At 69.3% G+C, this 16898-nt stretch carries 14 protein-coding genes; 9 read left to right on the top strand and 5 right to left on the bottom strand.

All coding sequences use genetic code 11. From position 1 onward, the window contains the following. Both GY24_RS14475 and GY24_RS14470 read left to right on the top strand, forming a co-directional pair. The coding region (locus GY24_RS14475) for a DNA-3-methyladenine glycosylase family protein (protein WP_133161211.1) at positions 1–856 on the top strand (856 nt) is incomplete at its 5' end. A gap of 199 nt (positions 857–1055) precedes the next feature. After that, a complete protein-coding gene (locus GY24_RS14470; protein ID WP_104476942.1) occupies positions 1056–1727 on the top strand; it encodes a FadR/GntR family transcriptional regulator in 672 nt (223 codons plus the stop codon). Positions 1728–1805: 78 nt separating this feature from the next. Here the strand turns inward: GY24_RS14470 and GY24_RS14465 are convergent, their stop codons facing one another. Further along, positions 1806–3086 (bottom strand): L-fuconate dehydratase, encoded by a 1281-nt coding sequence (locus tag GY24_RS14465; protein WP_104476940.1) that lies wholly within the window; start codon positions 3084–3086, stop codon positions 1806–1808. Between the two features lie 245 nt (positions 3087–3331). On the opposite strand from GY24_RS14465, the gene GY24_RS14460 reads away from it, so the two are divergent. Beyond that, entirely contained in the window at positions 3332–4207 is an 876-nt protein-coding gene (locus GY24_RS14460) for a fumarylacetoacetate hydrolase family protein (RefSeq protein ID WP_193953604.1), read from the top strand. 384 nt (positions 4208–4591) lie between these two features. Here the strand turns inward: GY24_RS14460 and GY24_RS14455 are convergent, their stop codons facing one another. The 3 genes from GY24_RS14455 to GY24_RS14445 form a co-directional block, all read right to left on the bottom strand. Further along, positions 4592–6043 carry an aspartate ammonia-lyase gene (locus GY24_RS14455; RefSeq protein WP_083363526.1) on the bottom strand — a complete coding sequence of 484 codons (1452 nt, stop codon included), beginning with the start codon at positions 6041–6043 and terminating at the stop codon, positions 4592–4594. Positions 6044–6226: 183 nt separating this feature from the next. Next, a complete protein-coding gene (locus GY24_RS18115; protein WP_233279383.1) occupies positions 6227–6664 on the bottom strand; it encodes a DUF4190 domain-containing protein in 438 nt (145 codons plus the stop codon). A gap of 162 nt (positions 6665–6826) precedes the next feature. Continuing rightward, positions 6827–8371, bottom strand: coding sequence for an amino acid permease (locus GY24_RS14445; protein WP_104476938.1), 1545 nt, complete (start codon positions 8369–8371; stop codon positions 6827–6829). 239 nt (positions 8372–8610) lie between these two features. On the opposite strand from GY24_RS14445, the gene GY24_RS14440 reads away from it, so the two are divergent. The 5 genes from GY24_RS14440 to GY24_RS14420 all read left to right on the top strand — a co-directional run bounded on the left by GY24_RS14440 (position 8611) and on the right by GY24_RS14420 (position 13771). Beyond that, positions 8611–9978, top strand: coding sequence for a glutamine synthetase family protein (locus GY24_RS14440; protein ID WP_104476936.1), 1368 nt, complete (start codon positions 8611–8613; stop codon positions 9976–9978). Then, entirely contained in the window at positions 9965–10738 is a 774-nt protein-coding gene (locus GY24_RS14435) for a gamma-glutamyl-gamma-aminobutyrate hydrolase family protein (RefSeq protein WP_104476934.1), read from the top strand. Before GY24_RS14440 ends, GY24_RS14435 begins: the two co-directional genes overlap by 14 nt. Then, a complete protein-coding gene (locus tag GY24_RS14430) occupies positions 10735–12090 on the top strand; it encodes an aldehyde dehydrogenase family protein (protein ID WP_104476932.1) in 1356 nt (451 codons plus the stop codon). The genes GY24_RS14435 and GY24_RS14430 overlap by 4 nt, the downstream gene beginning before the upstream one ends. Before the next feature lie 87 nt (positions 12091–12177). Continuing rightward, a complete protein-coding gene (locus GY24_RS14425; RefSeq protein ID WP_202972960.1) occupies positions 12178–12978 on the top strand; it encodes a 3-oxoacyl-ACP reductase in 801 nt (266 codons plus the stop codon). Positions 12979–12994: 16 nt separating this feature from the next. Next, entirely contained in the window at positions 12995–13771 is a 777-nt protein-coding gene (locus GY24_RS14420) for a FadR/GntR family transcriptional regulator (protein ID WP_104476930.1), read from the top strand. A 79-nt stretch (positions 13772–13850) separates the two neighbouring features. On the opposite strand, the gene GY24_RS14415 is transcribed toward GY24_RS14420, so the two are convergent. Continuing rightward, positions 13851–15350, bottom strand: a complete 1500-nt coding sequence (locus GY24_RS14415; RefSeq protein WP_193953602.1) for an NCS2 family permease — start codon at positions 15348–15350, stop codon at positions 13851–13853. Between the two features lie 128 nt (positions 15351–15478). Here GY24_RS14415 and GY24_RS14410 point away from each other — a divergent pair, with 128 nt between their 5' ends. Continuing rightward, positions 15479–16759: a uracil-xanthine permease family protein gene (locus GY24_RS14410; protein WP_104476928.1), complete on the top strand. Its 1281-nt coding sequence runs from the start codon at positions 15479–15481 to the stop codon at positions 16757–16759. Positions 16760–16898 lie beyond the last annotated feature (139 nt).

The following is a 16898-nucleotide window of genomic DNA, read 5'->3' as shown; positions in this document are numbered from 1 at the left end:
GCTGCCGGCGCGGGCCCCGTTCGACGGCGCCGGGGTGCTCGGCTTCCTCGGGCTGCGCGCCGTGGCCGGGGTGGAGAACTTCGAGTCCGGGGTGTACCGGCGCGCGGTGCGGCTGCCGGCCGGCACCGCGACGGTGGCGCTCAGCCTCGCGGGCACGCCGGAGGCGCCGTTCGTCTCCTGCGCGGCGACCCTCGACGAGCTCGCCGACCTGGCCCCTCTGGTGTCGCGGGTGCGCCGCCTGCTCGACCTCGACGCGGATGCCGCGGCGATCGATGCCGCACTGGCGGCCGACCCGGCGCTCGCCCCCGCGGTCGCTCGCGTGCCCGGCATCCGCGTGCCCGGCAGCATGAGCCCGGAGGAGACGCTGTTCCGCGCCCTGATCGGCCAGCAGATCTCGGTGGCCGCCGCCCGCACCCTGCTCGGGCGGCTGGCCGAGGCGCTCGGCGACCGACTGCCGGCGGAGCGCGGCGGCTGGACGCTGTTCCCCACGGCCGCCCAGATCGCGGCCGGCGGCCGGGGCGTGCTGCGCGGCCCCGTCGCCCGCATCGACACCATCATGCGGGTCGCGGAGGCGCTCGCCTGCGGTGAGCTCTGGCTCGATGTGGGCGAGAGCAAGGAGGACCTCTCGGCCCGGCTGATGGCGGTGAAGGGCATCGGCCCGTGGACGGCCGGCTACGTCAGCATGCGCGTGCTCGGCAGCCCGGACGTGCTGCTGACGAGCGACCTCGCCATCCGACAGGGCGCCGCCCGGCTGGGCCTGCCGGATGCCGCGGTGCCGCTCGCCGCGCACGGGGCCGCCTGGGCGCCCTGGCGCAGCTACGCCGGCATGCACCTGTGGCGGGCGCTCGCCGGCTGAGCTCGAGGGAGTGCCAGCGACCCGGGCAACGCGGCCAGGTCGGCTCCGGGGCTTCGGTCGCTCGTTCCTCGCTCCCTCCAGCCGACGTGCGGAGGAAACCGGCGCGCATCCCCCGTTGGCTCGAGGGAGCGCCAGCGACCGAAGCCAACCCCGCGTGGGGCGCCGCGGCCCGGCTGGGGCCCGCCGATAGTATGACGGCATGGCTGTGACCGACGAAGCAATCCTCAAGATCAAGGAGATGATCGTCTCCGGCGATCTCGGCCCCGGCGACCGGCTCCCGCCCGAGAAGGAGCTCAGCGAGGCACTCGGGCTCTCCCGCAGCTCGCTGCGCGAGGCGGTCAAGGCGCTCGAGGTGATCCGGGTGCTCGACGTGCGGCGTGGCGACGGCACCTACGTCACCAGTTTAGAGCCCCGACTGCTGCTGGAGGCCATGTCCTTCGTCGTCGACCTGCACGACGACGCCTCGATCCTGGAGATCTTCGCCGTGCGCCGGATCCTCGAGCCGGCCGCGACGGCCATGGCCGTCGGCAAGCTTGATTCCGACACCATCGCAGAACTGACCGCGATGATCGCCGCCGTCGACGAGACCACCTCCGTCGAGGGGCTCGTCGAGCACGACCTGGAGTTCCACCGGCGCATCGTCACCGCCGCCGGCAACAGCTACCTCAGCAGCCTGATCGACTCGCTCTCCAGCCACACCGTGCGCGCCCGCATCTGGCGCGGCGTCACCCAGGAGAACGCCGTCTCGCGCACGCTGCACGAGCACGCCGGCATCCTCGCCGCCCTCGAACGGGGCGACGCCGAGCTGGCCCACGCCCTCACCCTCGTGCACGTCAGCGGCGTGGAGCAGTGGCTGCGCGAGGCGCTTTAACGCCGTTTCGCCCGCCGGGAAGTCCCGACGGGCGAACCATGCCCCGGCCCTGAGGCTCGAGCACGGGGCGGCTGGGGATCAGCGCGTGAAGGTGAACTCCGCGACGGATGCCGCGTGCATCTCGGCGCCGGCGCCCGGAGCCAGCGGCGCCATGTAGCTTCCGTTCTGCATCACGACGGGCGTGACGAAGTGGTCGTGCAGGTGGTCGACGAACTCGATCACCCGGCCCTCCTTGCTGCCGGAGACCGCGATGTAGTCGAACATGCTCAGGTGCTGCACGGCCTCGCAGAGACCGACGCCGCCGGCGTGCGGGCACACCGGGACGCCGAACTTCGCGGCCAGCAGCAGGTTGGCGATGTTCTCGTTCACGCCGCCGACGCGGGCGGCGTCGATCTGCATGAAGCCGATGGCATCCGCCTGCAGCAGCTGCTTGAAGATGATGCGGTTCTGGGCGTGCTCGCCGGTCGCGACCGGGATCGGCGCGATGCCGCGGGCGATGGCGGCGTGGCCGAGCACGTCGTCGGGGCTGGTGGGCTCTTCCACCCATTTGATGTCGAACTGCTCGAGCGCCTTCACCCAGGCGATGGCGTCGGCGACGTCCCAGCGCTGGTTGGCGTCGATGGCGATGGGGAAGCCCTCGCCGCAGGTCTCGCGGGCGATGCGCAGGCGGCGGATGTCGTCGTCGAGGTCGGCGCCCACCTTGAGCTTGATCTGGGTGAAGCCCTCGGCCATCGCCTCGCGGCAGAGGCGGGCCAGCTTCTCGTCGGAGTAGCCGAGCCAGCCGGGGCTGGTGGTGTATCCCGGGTAGCCGTTGGCGAGCAGTTCGGCCTCGCGCTCGGCGCGGCCGGGCTCTGCGGCGCGCAGGATCTCCAGCGCCTCCTCCGGGGTGAGCGCGTCGCTCAGGTAGCGGAAGTCGACGAGGTCGACGATCTCCTCGGGGCTCAGCGCGCCCAGCAGCTGCCAGAGCGGCTTGCCCTCGCGCTTGGCGCGGAGGTCCCAGAGCGCGTTGATCACGGCGCCGATGGCCATGTGCATGACGCCCTTCTCCGGGCCGAGCCAGCGCAGCTGGGAGTCGTGCATGAACAGGCGCGAGGTGGCGCCCATGTCGGAGAGGAGCTCCTCGACGTTGCGGCCGACGAGGTGCCCGGCGAGCGTGTCGATGGCGGCCACCTCGACGTCGTTGCCGCGGCCGATGGTGAAGACGAATCCGTGCCCCTCGAGGCCGTCTGCGGCATCCGTGCGGATGACGAGGTAGGCCGCGGAGTAGTCCGGGTCTGGATTCATGGCGTCGGAGCCGTCCAGCTGCAGTGACGTCGGAAAACGGACGTCAGTGGTGTCGACGCTGATGATCGTGCTCATGGAAACCTTCCCTTTGGGGTCTAGTGACTATAAACATCCGATCTTTGGCTTGTCAATTGAGGCACCACTGCCGCGAAACGCCCGGAGATGCCCGGATGCCGCCACGCGAGAGTTCCGATGATTGGCCAGTTCGCGGCCCTCTGGGGCCCGGCAACGGGCGCTTTGTGCAGAAAGTGCAAGAAACGGCGCGACCAGCTGGTGATGACGTACAAGGAATATCCCCCAAGCCCCGATAGCGTAGAGGGGTGAAGTTTGCGCATCTGAGGTTTGACGGTCAATCCACCCCCCGCCTAGCTGTGACCCTCGGAAGTGGAGCACTCTTCCTCGACGAGGTGATGGACGAAGCACCCGCCGACCTGCAGGAGCTCATCGAGCGCGGCGAGGAGGGGCTCGCCCACGTTCGAGCCGTCGTCGACCAGGCCGTCGCCCAGCGCGTCTCGCTCACGCCGATCGACGAGCTGCGGCACGCATCCGCCGTGCTGCGCCCGCCGCACATCCTCGCCGTCGGCGCGAACTACGCCGCACACGCAAGCGAGCTGAAGCTGCGCAGCGAGAGCGCCATGACGGTGTTCGCGCTCTGGCCGAACTCGCTCACCGCACACGAGGCGACCACCACCTGGCCCGGCGAGATCTCCCAGCAGGTCGACTACGAGGCCGAGCTCGGCGTGATCATCGGCAAGCCGGCCAAGAACGTGTCGGTGCGCGACGCCCTCGACTACGTCTGGGGCTACACCGTCGTCAACGACATCACCGCCCGCGACATCCAGTTCAGCGAGGCGCAGTGGTCGAGGTGCAAGTCGTTCGACGGCTTCACGCCCACCGGCCCCGTCGTCGTCACCGCCGACGAGGTGCCGGACCCCCAGGACCTCTGGCTGACCACGAACGTCGACGGCCACATCCTGCAGGACGCCTCCAGCGGCGAGATGGTGCGCACCGTCGCCGAGATCATCTCGTACCTGTCGCGCTCGGCCACGATCCCGGCCGGCACGCTCATCTCGACCGGCAGCCCGGGCGGCGCCGGCTACTCGCGCAAGCCCCCGGTCTTCCTCCGCGACGGCTCCACCGTGACGGTGTCCATCGACGGCATCGGCTACCTCACCACGCACTGCCGGGTGATCTAGCGGACCACGTGTAGCGCCAGGGAGGATGCCGCAGGCGGCGGTGTCGGCGGAGACGCTCAGGGCTTCGGGCGCTGCGCTGCTCCTCCGTCGCGGCGCGGCGCCCTCCAGCCGACGAGCGAATGCGCGGCGCCCTCCACCCGACGAGCGGAAGCGCGGCGCCTCTCCCCCGTTGGCTCGAGGGAGCGCCAGCGACCGAAGCCGACACCGCGCGCCCCCTCCGAAAAAACAGGACCACAGCCCCGTCGAGCGCATATACGCCCCGCGGAGCCTCTGGTCCTGTCTTTTTCGTGCCGCCGCCGCGCGACGGCTGCCCCGAACGCACAGACGCCGGCGCCCAACTGGGCGCCGGCGTCTGCGTGTGCGGCGTCGGTGTGAGCGGAGCTGCTACTCGGAGGGCTCGGCCTTCAGGTCGGTGACCGGGACGGGCGCCGCGGCGTCCATTCCGGAGAGCTTGCTCGGCTGAAGCTGCTCGGTGACGGCCTCGCGGGTCATCAGGCCGGCGGCGACCACGAGATCGGCGACGGGGTGCCCCGTGCTGAGCGCGACCTTGGCGATCTTCGCAGCCTCGGTGTAGCCGATGAACGGGATCAGCGCGGTGATGACGCCGACGCTGGAGGCGACCATGGCCTCGAGGCGGTCCTCGTTGGCGGTGATGCCGTCGATGCAGTTCACGCGCAGCGTCCAGCAGGCCTGCGTCATCCACGCCAGGCCCTGGAACAGGGAGTGCGCGATGACCGGCTCGAAGGCGTTCAGCTGCAGCTGGCCGCCCTCTGCGGCCATCGTGATGGCGACGTCGTTGCCGGCGATGGCGTAGGCCACCTGGCTGACGGCCTCCGGGATGACCGGGTTGACCTTGCCCGGCATGATGCTCGAGCCGGCCTGCATCGGCGGCAGGTTGATCTCGCCGAAACCGGCCTGCGGGCCGGAGGAGAGCAGACGCAGGTCGTTGCAGATCTTGGACAGCTTGATCGCGCTGCGCTTGAGCGAGCCGCTGAACGACATGAACGCTCCGGCGTCGCTGGTCGACTCGATCAGGTCGGGGGCGCTCTGGATGTTGAGCCCGGTGATCTCGCTCAGGTGGCGTACCGCGGCGGCCGCGTATCCGGGGTCGGCGGTGATGCCGGTGCCGATGGCGGTCGCGCCGAGGTTCACCTCGGCGAGCAGCGTGAGCGTCTCCATGAGGCGGTCGTAGTCTTCGCCGAGGGTGGTGGCGAAGCCGTGGAACTCCTGGCCGAGCGTCATCGGAACGGCGTCCTGCAGCTGGGTGCGGCCCACCTTCAGCACGTTGGTGAACTCGTCGCTCTTGTGCGAGAACGACTCCTGCAGCAGGCGCAGCTCCAGCGTCAGGTGGCGCAGCGAGAACGCCAGGCCGACCTTGATCGCGGTCGGGTAGGTGTCGTTGGTCGACTGGCTGCGGTTGACGTCGTCGATCGGGTGCAGGATGTCGTAGCGGCCCTTGTCGTAGCCGGCGATCTCGAGCGCGACGTTGGTGATGACCTCGTTCGCGTTCATGTTGGTCGAGGTGCCGGCACCGCCCTGGATGACGCCGACGACGAACTCCTCGTGGCGCGCCCCCTGGATGATGCGCGTGCACGCCTCGTCGATCCAGCGGCCCTTCTCGGCGCTCAGCGCACCGACCTCGACGTTGGCGCGGGCACAGGCCTGCTTGACCTGGGCCAGCGCGCGCACGAAATCGGGGTACACGGAGATGGGGCGCTTCGCGATCGGGAAGTTGTCGAGTGCACGCTTGGTGTGCACCCCCCAGTATGCGTTCTCGGGAACCTCGACGGTCCCGAGCGAATCGCTCTCCAGACGGAATCCTGGGCTTGCCTGCATAGTGGGTGCTTCCTGTGTGCGGCCGGGTGTGGCGCCTGCAGCGCCCTCCGCGATAGTGGTGGACGTGCTTGTGGGCGTGCTGATCGACACGAACGGCTCCATTGCCTTGAGGGTGTGCGAGCTTGTGGCTCTTGGTACCCCTCCAGCCTAGCCGAGGGCCCATGCGGGCGGAGGCATGTGCCCCTAGAACATGGCGAACGGGAGGATGGCGAAGGGCAGTGCGGCGAGGCCGAAGATCAGCGCACCGAGGCCGACGAGCAGGCCGCCTGCGAGCACCACGCTGTTGAGCACGACGCCCCAGATCGCCATGGTGCGAGCGGCCGGCTCGCGCTGGAGCGCGAGGATGCCGAGGATCAGGCCGGCGACGGGAACGATGAACGTCCAACCGGCGAAGATCGAGGTGATGCCGAGCACGAGGCTGGAGATGCTCAACCACTGGGTGGGGGTGGCGGATGCCGCGGGCTGCTGCCCCGTGTAGCCGGCGTACGGCTGCTCGGCGTAGCCGGCGCCCGGCTGCTCGGCGTAGCCGGCGTACGGCTGCTCGGTGAAGCCGGCGGGCGGCGTCGGGGCGTTGTTCGGCTCTGCCGGGGCCGAGGGGACGACGGGGATGGTGGCAGACATGGGAGGGCTCCTTCTGTAGAGGATGTGCGGTGGGGTTCTGTGCCGGATTCGAGCACAACACCAACGTTATGGGGCATCCGCGCGGGCGAGTATGGGGCTATCCCCCCGAAACGGCAGTGGGGTCTCCGCCGAAGCGGAGACCCCACGAACCGATTCCCCTGCCTACGGCTTGGGCTCGTCGACGCCGTCGCTGGCGAGCAGCTCCTCCTCGAGCGCTCCCCCGTAGCCGTCGGCCTCCGGGTCGCCGTGCAGCCCGCCGGAGACCGCGTACTCCTCCTCCGGGGAGAGCACGAGCCGGTGGCGGCCCCAGACCGCGAAGCCGATCAGCATGACCGCGTAGACGACCGCGATGGCCACGATGGCCGGGCCGAACGTCGGGTTCAGCAGGAAGCCGACGAAGATCAGGGCGGCGATGATTCCGGCGATGACGGCACCGGGAACGCCCCAGGGGCTGAGGTAGGGGCGCTTCGCGCTCGGGTACTTCCTGCGCAGGATCACGAAGGCGGTCATCTGCAGCAGGTAGGCCAGCACGGCACCCCACACGGCGATGTTCAGCACGATCGCGCCGGCGACCCCGCCGGAACCGCCGGCGGCATCCACGATGACCAGGGCGACGAATCCGATCAGGCCACCGGCCAGCAGCGCGACCCACGGGGTCTGCCGCTTGCCGGTGAGCGAGAGGAACTTCGGGTAGTAGCCGGCCCGGGAGAGGGAGTACATGTTGCGCCCGTAGGCGAACATGATGCCCTGCAGCGAGGCGAGGAGGCCGATCAGGGCGAACAGGGCGAGCACAGCGGCGAGCCCGTCGCCGACGATGGCGCGGAATCCGTCGAGCAGCGGCTCCCCCGCGCCCCCCGTGACCTCGGCGCCGAGGATGCCCGTGTTCAGGAACAGCACGAGAAGCCCGGTGAAGATGAGCGTGCCGCGGGCCCAGAGGCCGGCGCGCGGGATGTCGCGGACGGGGTCGTGCGACTCCTCGGCCGCCAGCGGCAGCTCCTCGATGCCGAGGAAGAACCACATGGCGAAGGGCAGCGCGAACAGGATGGGCAGGACGCCGTGCGGCAGGAACGCGCTCTGGCCGGCATCCGGCGCGATGTCGAAGAGCTTGTCCCAGCTGAACAGGCCGGATGCGATCGCCATCACGGCGAACACGATCAAGATGCCGATCGAGATGATCGAGACGACGATGGCGAAGCGGATCGAGATCGCCGCCCCGGCCGAGTTCAGCAGGATGAACGCGACGTAGAGGATCACCCACCACACCCAGGCCGGCATCGAGAAGTTGAGCAGCTCGGAGGTGATGCCGTCGGCGTACGCCGCCGAGAAGTAGACGATCACCGCCGTGGTCGCCACGTACTCGACCGTCTCGGCGAGGCCCGTGACGAAGCCGCCCCACGGCCCCATTGCCGCGCGTGAGAAGGAGTAGGCGCCGCCGGTGTGCGGCATCGCCGAACTCATCTCACCGATGGAGAAGATGAGGCCGTAGTACATGACCACCAGAATGGCGAAGGCGATCAGCATCCCGCCGAAGCCGGCGGCCGTGATCCCGAAGTTCCAGCCGGAGAAGTCTCCGGAGATGACGGCGGCCACGGCGAGGCCCCAGAGCCCCCAGACGCCGGCGGAGCGCTTGAGCTTGCGCTTCTCGAAGTAGCCGGCTTCGGCAGTCGTATAGGTGACTCCCGACACGTTCAAGGTGTCTTTGGACATTCACGTTCCTTCGCATTCTGTGTGCCTGCCGCGGGAAAACGGGGCAGGCTGCTGGGCTGTGTGATTTGCTGGCCCGACTATAGAGCCTGCAAAGGTTCGACGTACATACCTTTGTGGCAAGAATTTTCTCGGGCAGTTCCGCGTGTTCTCGATGATTGCCCCCGATGGAATCGCATCGCTATGGTGTAATGGTCGCCAAGCAAACCATTCATGGCCTGAGTCTCACCGAGGAGATGCGTATGACCCCCCGTTCCGGCAACCTCTCACTGGCCGAGCTCACCGGGCTCGTCGCCGCGGGAGAGATCGACACCGTGATCCTCGCGTTCACCGACATGCAGGGCCGCCTGATCGGCAAGCGCATCTCCGCCCGTCTCTTTCTCGAGGATGTCGCCGAGCACGGCGCAGAGTGCTGCAACTACCTCCTCGCCGTCGATGTCGAGATGAACACCGTCGACGGCTACGCCATGTCCAGTTGGGAGCGCGGCTACGGCGACATGGCGATGATCCCCGACTTCGACACGCTGCGCCTCGTGCCCTGGCTGCCGGGCAGCGCGATGGTGACCGCCGACCTGCAGTGGCTGGACCACACTCCCGTCGTGGCCTCGCCGCGGCAGATCCTGAAGGCCCAGCTCGAGCGCCTGGCCGAGCGCGGGCTGGCCCCGTTCGTCGGCACCGAGCTCGAGTTCATCGTCTTCGACGACAGCTACCGCCAGGCCTGGGCGAAGGGCTACCGCGACCTGGCCGCGGCATCCGACTACAACATCGACTACGCCATGCTCGCCTCGACCCGGATGGAGCCGCTGCTGCGTGACATCCGCAACGCGATGGACGGTGCGGGCATGTACTCGGAGGGTGTCAAGGGCGAGTGCAACCTCGGCCAGCAGGAGATCGCATTCCGCTATGCGCATGCGCTGGCGACCTGCGACAACCACTCGATCTACAAGAACGGCGCGAAGGAGATCGCCGACGCGCACGGCAAGAGCCTGACCTTCATGGCCAAGTTCAACGAGCGCGAGGGCAACAGCTGCCACATCCACATCTCGCTGCGTGATGAGGCGGGATCCCCCGTCTTCGCCGACACGGATGCCGAGCACGGCATGTCCAAGGCGTTCCGCCATTTCCTGGCCGGCCAGCTGGCCGCCATGCGCGAGCTCACGCTGTTCTTCGCCCCCAACATCAACTCGTACAAGCGCTTCGTCGACGGCAGCTTCGCGCCGACTGCCGTGGCCTGGGGCGTCGACAATCGCACCTGCGCGCTCCGCGTGGTCGGCCACGGTCCGGGCATCCGCGTCGAGAACCGGGTGCCGGGCGGCGACGTCAACCAGTACCTCGCCGTCGCCGCGCTGATCGCGGCCGGCCTGCACGGCATCGAGAACGAGCTCGAGCTGGAGGACGCCTTCGTCGGCAACGCCTACACCGGCGGGGCGGCCCGGGTGCCGAGCACCCTGCGCGAGGCGGCGCAGCTGTTCTCCGAGTCGGCGATCGCCCGAGCGGCCTTCGGCGACGAGGTCGTCGACCACTACCTGAACAACGCCGCCGTCGAACTGGCGGCCTTCGACTCGGCCGTGACCGACTGGGAGCGGGTGCGCGGCTTTGAGCGGCTCTGAGCCCGGGACCGGCGCCGAGTTCGAGCCCTCCGACGCACCGGTCATCGGCATCACCAGCTACCTGGAGCAGGCGCAGACCGGCGTCTGGGACGTGCGCGCCTCCTTCCTGCCGCAGGTCTACCTCGACGCGGTGACGGATGCCGGCGGCATCGCCGTCGTGCTTCCGCCACAGCCGGTCACCGCGGCAGCTGCGCGGCGCGTGCTCGCCGGCTTGGACGGGCTCATCATCGCCGGCGGCGCCGACATCGACCCCGCCCGCTACGGGCAGGAGCCGCACCCGAGGACCGGGGCGCCCCGCGGCGACCGCGACGAGTGGGAGGATGCCCTGCTGCACGCCGCCATCGAGACGGAGCTGCCCTTCCTCGGCATCTGCCGCGGCGCGCAGATGCTCAACGTCGCCCTCGGCGGCACCCTGCACCAGCACCTGCCCGACGTGGTCGGCAGCGAGAAGTACCAGCCGGCGCCGGCCGAGTTCGGCACCGAGGCGGTGCAGACCGAGGCGGGCACCGCCATCGCCGACCTCCTCGGGGATGCCCTCGACGTGCACGTCTACCACCACCAGGCGCTCGACCGGGTGGCACCGGGCCTGCGTGTGTCCGCCACGACCGCCGACGGCGTGATCGAGGCGGTTGAGCTGCCCGGCGTGCCGTTCGGGGTCGCCGTGCAGTGGCATCCGGAGGAGAACGCCGCCGACCGCCGGCTCTTCGCCGGCCTGGTCGGGGCCGCGAGGCAGCACAGAACGTTGAAGGAGCAGCCGTGAGCTACACGATCATCAACCCCGCCGACGAGAGCGTCGTCGAGACCGTCGAGCACCTGGACGTGGAGGCGACGGATGCGGCGATCGCCCGCGCCGCCGCCGCCCAGCGCGCCTGGGCGCCGCTCGCCCCCGCCGACAAGGCGCGGGCGCTCCGCCGCTTCGCCGCCGCCGTCGACGCCGACATCGAGAACCTCGCCCAGACCGAGATGCGCAACTCCGGCCACCCGATCGGCCAGGCTCGCTGGGAGGCCGGCCACGTGCGCGACGTGCTCGACTACTACTCCGCCACCCCCGAGCGCCTGTTCGGCAGGCAGATCCCGGTGGCCGGGGGCCTCGACGTCACCTTCAACGAGCCGCTCGGCGTCGTCGGCGTGATCACGCCGTGGAACTTTCCGATGACGATCGCCGCGTGGGGATTCGCCCCGGCCCTGGCCGCCGGCAACGCCGTCGTGCTGAAGCCGGCCGAGTGGACGCCGCTGACCAGCATCCGTCTGGCCGAGCTCGCCCTGGAGTCCGGGCTGCCGGAGGGGCTGTTCCAGGTGCTGCCCGGTCGGGGCTCCGTCGTCGGCGAGCGCTTCGTCACGAACCCGACCGTGCGCAAGGTCGTCTTCACCGGCTCCACCGAGGTCGGCAAGCAGATCATGGCCGGCTGCGCCGAGCAGGTGAAGCGGGTGACGCTGGAGCTCGGCGGCAAGAGCGCCAACATCGTCTTCGCCGACTCCGACATCGAGAAGGCCGCCGCCACCGCGCCGTACGGCGTGTTCGAGAACGCCGGGCAGGACTGCTGCGCCCGCAGCCGCATCCTCGTCGAGCGGAGCGCCTACGAGCGCTTCATGGAGCTGCTGGAGCCCGCCGTGCAGGGCGTAGCCGTCGGAGACCCCGCCCTGCCGGGCACAGAGATGGGCCCGCTGGTCTCCCGGAAGCACCTCGACGCCGTCTCCTCCTTCGTGCCGGATGACGCCCCCGTCGCCTTCCGCGGCAGCGCGCCGACCGGCCCCGGCTTCTGGTTCGCGCCCACCGTGCTGACGCCGGGGCGCGGCGACCGCACCGCCCGCGAGGAGATCTTCGGGCCCGTCGTGACCGTGCTGCCCTTCGACGACGAGGCGGATGCCGTGCAGCTGGCCAACGACAGCGACTACGGCCTGTCCGGCTCGATCTGGACCCGGGACGTCGGCCGGGCCCTCCGCGTCGCCCGCGGGGTCGAGTCGGGCAACCTCTCGGTCAACTCGCACTCCTCGGTGCGCTACAGCACGCCGTTCGGCGGCTTCAAGCAGTCCGGGCTCGGCCGCGAGCTCGGCCCCGACGCGCCGCTCGCGTTCACAGAGACCAAGAACGTGTTCATCGCCGTCGACTGAACCCCCTCGCCGCGGCATCCGCGCACCCGCACGAAAGCCCAGCATTCGGGCAAGAAAGCCCAGCATCCGAGCAAGAAAGAGAGCACCATGGCAGCCTCCCCCGCGATCACCCCGATCGACCTCACCCAGCGCCTGGCCGGCAAGGTCGCCGTCATCACCGGCGGCGCCAGCGGCATCGGCCTGGCCACCGCGAAACGCTTCGCCGCGGAGGGCGCGACCGTCGTCATCGGTGACATGGATGCCGCGACGGGCGCCGCGGCGGCCGAGCTCGTCGGCGGCCTGTTCGTGCAGGTCAACGTCACCGACGAGGCGCAGGTGAACAACCTCTTCGACACCGCGGCGGCCACCTACGGCTCCGTGGACATCGCCTTCAACAACGCCGGCATCTCCCCGCCCGACGACGACTCGATCGAGACGACGGAGCTGCCGGCCTGGGAGAAGGTGCAGGACGTCAACCTCAAGTCGGTCTACCTGTGCTCCCGCGCCGCCCTCCGCCACATGGTGAAGCAGGGCAACGGTTCCATCATCAACACGGCGTCTTTCGTCGCGGTGCTGGGCTCGGCCACCTCGCAGATCTCCTACACGGCCTCCAAGGGCGGCGTGCTGGCGATGAGCCGCGAACTCGGCGTGCAGTTCGCCCGGCAGGGAATCCGGGTGAACGCCCTCTGCCCCGGCCCGGTGAACACCCCGCTGCTGCAGGAGCTGTTCGCCAAGGACCAGGCGCGCGCCCAGCGCCGCCTCGTGCACATCCCCGTCGGGCGCTTCGCCGAGCCGGAGGAGCTGGCCGCGGCCGTCGCCTTCCTCGCCAGCGACGACTCCTCCTTCATCACCGGGTCGACGTTCCTCGTCGACGGCGGCATCAGCTCCGCCTATGTCACCCCGGAGTGAGTCCTAGGCTGGAACCATGACTGAATCCCCGGATGCGGCACAGCACGGTCTGCCCGGCGCCGGTTTGCTGAGCGCCGAGCTGCTGCTGCGCCCGGGGAAGAGCGCGAACGCCTTCGAGGAGACGGTGCAGCGGCTGCTGCAAACCATCCGGCTGGGCTTGATCGCGCCCGGCGAGAAACTGCCGGCCGAGCGCGAGCTCGCGGGGATGCTCGCCGTCAGCCGCGACACACTGCGCGACGCCATCGCCTCGCTGACCGAGGCTGGTTACGTGGTGTCGCGGCGCGGCCGCTACGGCGGCACCTTCGTCGTGGACCCCGTCCCCCGCGGCACCCCGGTCGTCGACGCGAACGGCGAGCTGCGCGAGCGGCGCTCTGTGCCGGCATCCGAGATCGAGGACACCCTCGTGCTCCGCAGCATCCTAGAGGTCGGCGCCGTGCGGCAGGCCGCCCTGTGCGAGCTGAGCGCGGTCGACCGGGAGCGGCTCTGGCAGGCGCTCGACGACTGCAGCGCCGCGGCGCCGGAGGAGTACCGCCGGCACGACTCGCGCCTGCACCTGCTCATCGCCGAGCTGGTCGGCTCGCCGAGCCTGGTGCCGCTGGTGGCCGACGTGCGGATGCGGGTGAACGAGCTGCTGGACGACATCCCGCTGCTCGCGCCGAACATCGTGCACTCCAACGCCCAGCACGAGGCGATCGTCAAGGCGATCCTGCGCGGGCACCCGGATGCCGCGGCCGCGGCCATGGCCGAGCACATCGCCGGCTCGGAGGCCCTGCTGCGCGGGTTCCTGGGCTAGGCACTGCCCGGGCCACGTCCGGAGAAGCAGAACGGCCGGATGCCTGTCGCATCCGGCCGCTCTGTTGTGTGCGTCTCGGTTACAGGCCGAGCATGGCCTCGATCGGGCCGCGCACGAAGTAGAGCAGGAAGCCCAGGGCGACGATCCAGAGCAGCGGGCTGATGCCCTTGGCCTTGCCGGAGAGCGAGCGGATCAGCACCCAGCCCACGAAGCCTGCACCGATGCCGTTGGCGATCGAGTAGGTGAGCGGCATGACTGCGATCGTGAGGAACACCGGCAGCAGCACCGAGAATTCGCTGAAGTCGATGTCCTTGATCTGGGCCATCATCATGGCACCCACGATGACGAGGGCGGCGCTGGCCACCTCGGTGGGAACGATCGAGGTGAGCGGCGTGAGGAACATGGCCACCAGGAACAGCAGACCGGTCACCAGGTTGGCGAAGCCGGTGCGCGCACCCTCACCGATGCCGGCACCCGACTCGATGAAGACCGTGTTGGAGGAGCTGGAGGTGAAGCCACCGGCGACCGCGCCGATGCCCTCGACGACGAGCGCGCTCTTCAGGCGCGGGAAGTTGCCCTTGGCGTCGGCGAGCTTGGCCTCGTTGGAGAGACCGGTCATGGTGCCCATGGCGTCGAAGAAGTTCGTGAAGACGAGGGTGAAGACGAGCATCAGGGCGGCCAGTGCGCCGATGCGCTCGAAGCTGCCGAAGCTGACGGCTCCGATCAGGCTGAGGTCGGGCAGGCTGACAAGGCTGCCGGTCAGCTCGGGAACGGAGAGGCTCCAGCCGCCGGGGTTGAACCCGGCATCCGAGAACTGCGGGCCCAGCTTGAAGATCGCCTCAACGATGACGGCGATGATGGTGCTGCCGACGAGGCCGATGAGCAGGGCGCCCTTGACCTTGCGGGCGACGAGAACGCCGGTGATCACCAGGGTGACGATGAAGATGAGGGTCGGCACGGTGGCGACAGAACCGTTGATGCCGAGGCCGACGGGCGGGGAGGCCGCACCGGTCGAGGTGACGAAGCCGGCGTTGACCAGACCGATGAAGGCGATGAAGAGGCCGATACCGACGGTGATGGCGAGCTTCAGCTGAATCGGGACCGCCTCGAAGATGAGACGGCGGAGACCGGTCGCGGCCAGCAGCACGATGATCAGGCCGTTGATGACGACGAGGCCCATGGCCTCAGACCAGGTGACCTGGCCGACGACGCTCACGGCGAGGAAGGAGTTGATGCCGAGGCCGGCGGCGAAGCCGAACGGCAGGCGGGCGACGACACCGAACAGGATCGTCATGACACCGGCAGTGAGTGCGGTGACGGCGGCCACCTGGCCGAATCCGAGCACGGTGCCGTTGATGTCGGGCGAGCCGCTCAAGATGATCGGGTTCAGGATGACGATGTACGCCATCGTGACGAAGGTGACGATTCCGCCGCGCACCTCGGTGGCGAAGTTGGAGCCGCGTCGCGTGATTTCAAAGTAGCTGTCGATTCGAGACTTCAGGCCCGAAGGCGGTGTTGCCGGTGTCTCGGTGGCCGTTGACTGTGAAATGGCTAGCTCCTTGTGCTCATATGTTGTCAAATCCCCGGTTGATTCTAAGGGTTTTCCTAGCGGAGGCACGCATTGGGCCCCAACAGTCCCTACGATCGTCAAGGGGTTTCCCGCCCCGCACCCCCATTTCGCACCCCCTCTCTGAACGGAAACACCGCATGGAACTGCCCTGGAAGCTGCACGGAGACGGCAAGAACGTCGCCGCGAGCACCATCGTCGCCCCCGAAGAGCGACTGAGTTGGCCGCGCACGATCGGTTTGGGGATGCAGCACGTCGTCGCCATGTTCGGCGCGACGTTCCTCGTCCCGATCCTCACCGGCTTCCCGCCCAGCACGACCCTGCTGTTCTCCGGTCTCGGCACGATCCTGTTCCTGCTGGTCACCCGCAACAAGCTCCCGAGCTACCTGGGCTCCTCCTTCGCGTTCATCGCCCCGATCACCGCGGCGACGGTCGGCACCAACTACGGCAACGCCCTCTTCGGCATCGTCGTCGTCGGCGCCATGCTCGCAATCGTTGGCCTCCTGGTGCAGGTCACCGGCTCGGGCTGGATCGACGCGCTGATGCCGCCCGTCGTGGCCGGCGCCATTGTGGCGCTGATCGGCTTCAACCTGGCGCCCGCGGCCGGGGCCAACTTCGCCCAGGCCCCGCTCACCGCCGTCATCACGCTGGCCGCCGTGCTGTTGAGCGCCGTCTTCTTCCGGGGAATCCTGGGCAGGCTGTCCATCTTCATCGGTGTGCTGGTCGGATACGCAGCCGCCGTGCTGTTCGGCCAGGTGAACTTCGACAAGGTCGCGGAAGCCGACTGGATCGGCCTGCCGACCTTCGCATTCCCCACGAACCCGTTCACCGACCCCACCGTGCTCGCCTTCCTGCCCGCGTTCATCCCCGTCGTGCTCGTACTGATTGCCGAGAACGTCGGCCACGTGCGCGGCGTCGCTCAGCTGACCAACCCGGGCGTCAACAAGCTCACCGGCCGCGCGCTGTTCGCAGACGGCGTCGCCACGATGCTCGCCGGTAGCTTCGGCGGTTCCGGAACCACCACCTACGGCGAGAACATCGGCGTCATGGCCGCCACCCGCGTCTACTCCACTGCCGCCTACTGGGTGGCCGGCATCTTCGCGATCCTGCTCAGCCTCTCCCCCAAGGTCGGCGCCGTCATCAACACCATCCCGCCGGGAGTCCTCGGTGGCGTCACGACCGCGCTCTATGGCCTCATCGGCATCATCGGTGTGAAGATCTGGCTCGACAACAAGGTCGACTTCAACAGCCCGATCAACCAGTTCACGGCCGCGACCGCCCTGATCATCGCCATCGCCGACTACACGATCACCATCGGCGGCATCACCTTCACCGGCATCGCACTCGGCACCATTGCCGCGATCGTCGTCTACCACGTGATGACCGCGGTGGCCCGCGTCCGCGGCACCAACAAGCTCTAGCACCACCCGCACCACACCCGCACCACCCGCACCACAGCACTCGCCTCCCCGTCGACCCCGCGCCTCGCGCGCGCTGTCGGCGGGGAGGCTTCTGCGTTCCCGCGGCATCCGCGCCGCGGCATCCGCTCTGCACCGAGCA

Source organism: Microterricola pindariensis (assembly GCF_002936985.1).
GTDB classification, from domain to species: Bacteria; Actinomycetota; Actinomycetes; order Actinomycetales; family Microbacteriaceae; genus Microterricola; species Microterricola pindariensis.
The sequence above is the reverse complement of the archived record's forward strand: the minus strand, read 5'-3'. Positions and strand labels throughout refer to the sequence as shown.

Bases quoted from the DNA above. Each gene is read 5' to 3' on its own strand.
- GY24_RS18115 (WP_233279383.1), bottom strand. From the start codon at position 6,664: ATGTCTGCCACCATCCCCGTCGTCCCCTCGGCCCCGGCAGAGCCGAAC.
- GY24_RS14410 (WP_104476928.1), top strand. From the start codon at position 15,479: ATGGAACTGCCCTGGAAGCTGCACGGAGACGGCAAGAACGTCGCCGCG.
- GY24_RS14425 (WP_202972960.1), top strand. From the start codon at position 12,178: ATGGCAGCCTCCCCCGCGATCACCCCGATCGACCTCACCCAGCGCCTG.
- GY24_RS14445 (WP_104476938.1), bottom strand. From the start codon at position 8,371: ATGTCCAAAGACACCTTGAACGTGTCGGGAGTCACCTATACGACTGCC.
- GY24_RS14465 (WP_104476940.1), bottom strand. From the start codon at position 3,086: ATGAGCACGATCATCAGCGTCGACACCACTGACGTCCGTTTTCCGACG.
- GY24_RS14455 (WP_083363526.1), bottom strand. From the start codon at position 6,043: ATGCAGGCAAGCCCAGGATTCCGTCTGGAGAGCGATTCGCTCGGGACC.
- GY24_RS14420 (WP_104476930.1), top strand. From the start codon at position 12,995: ATGACTGAATCCCCGGATGCGGCACAGCACGGTCTGCCCGGCGCCGGT.
- GY24_RS14440 (WP_104476936.1), top strand. From the start codon at position 8,611: ATGACCCCCCGTTCCGGCAACCTCTCACTGGCCGAGCTCACCGGGCTC.
- GY24_RS14470 (WP_104476942.1), top strand. From the start codon at position 1,056: ATGGCTGTGACCGACGAAGCAATCCTCAAGATCAAGGAGATGATCGTC.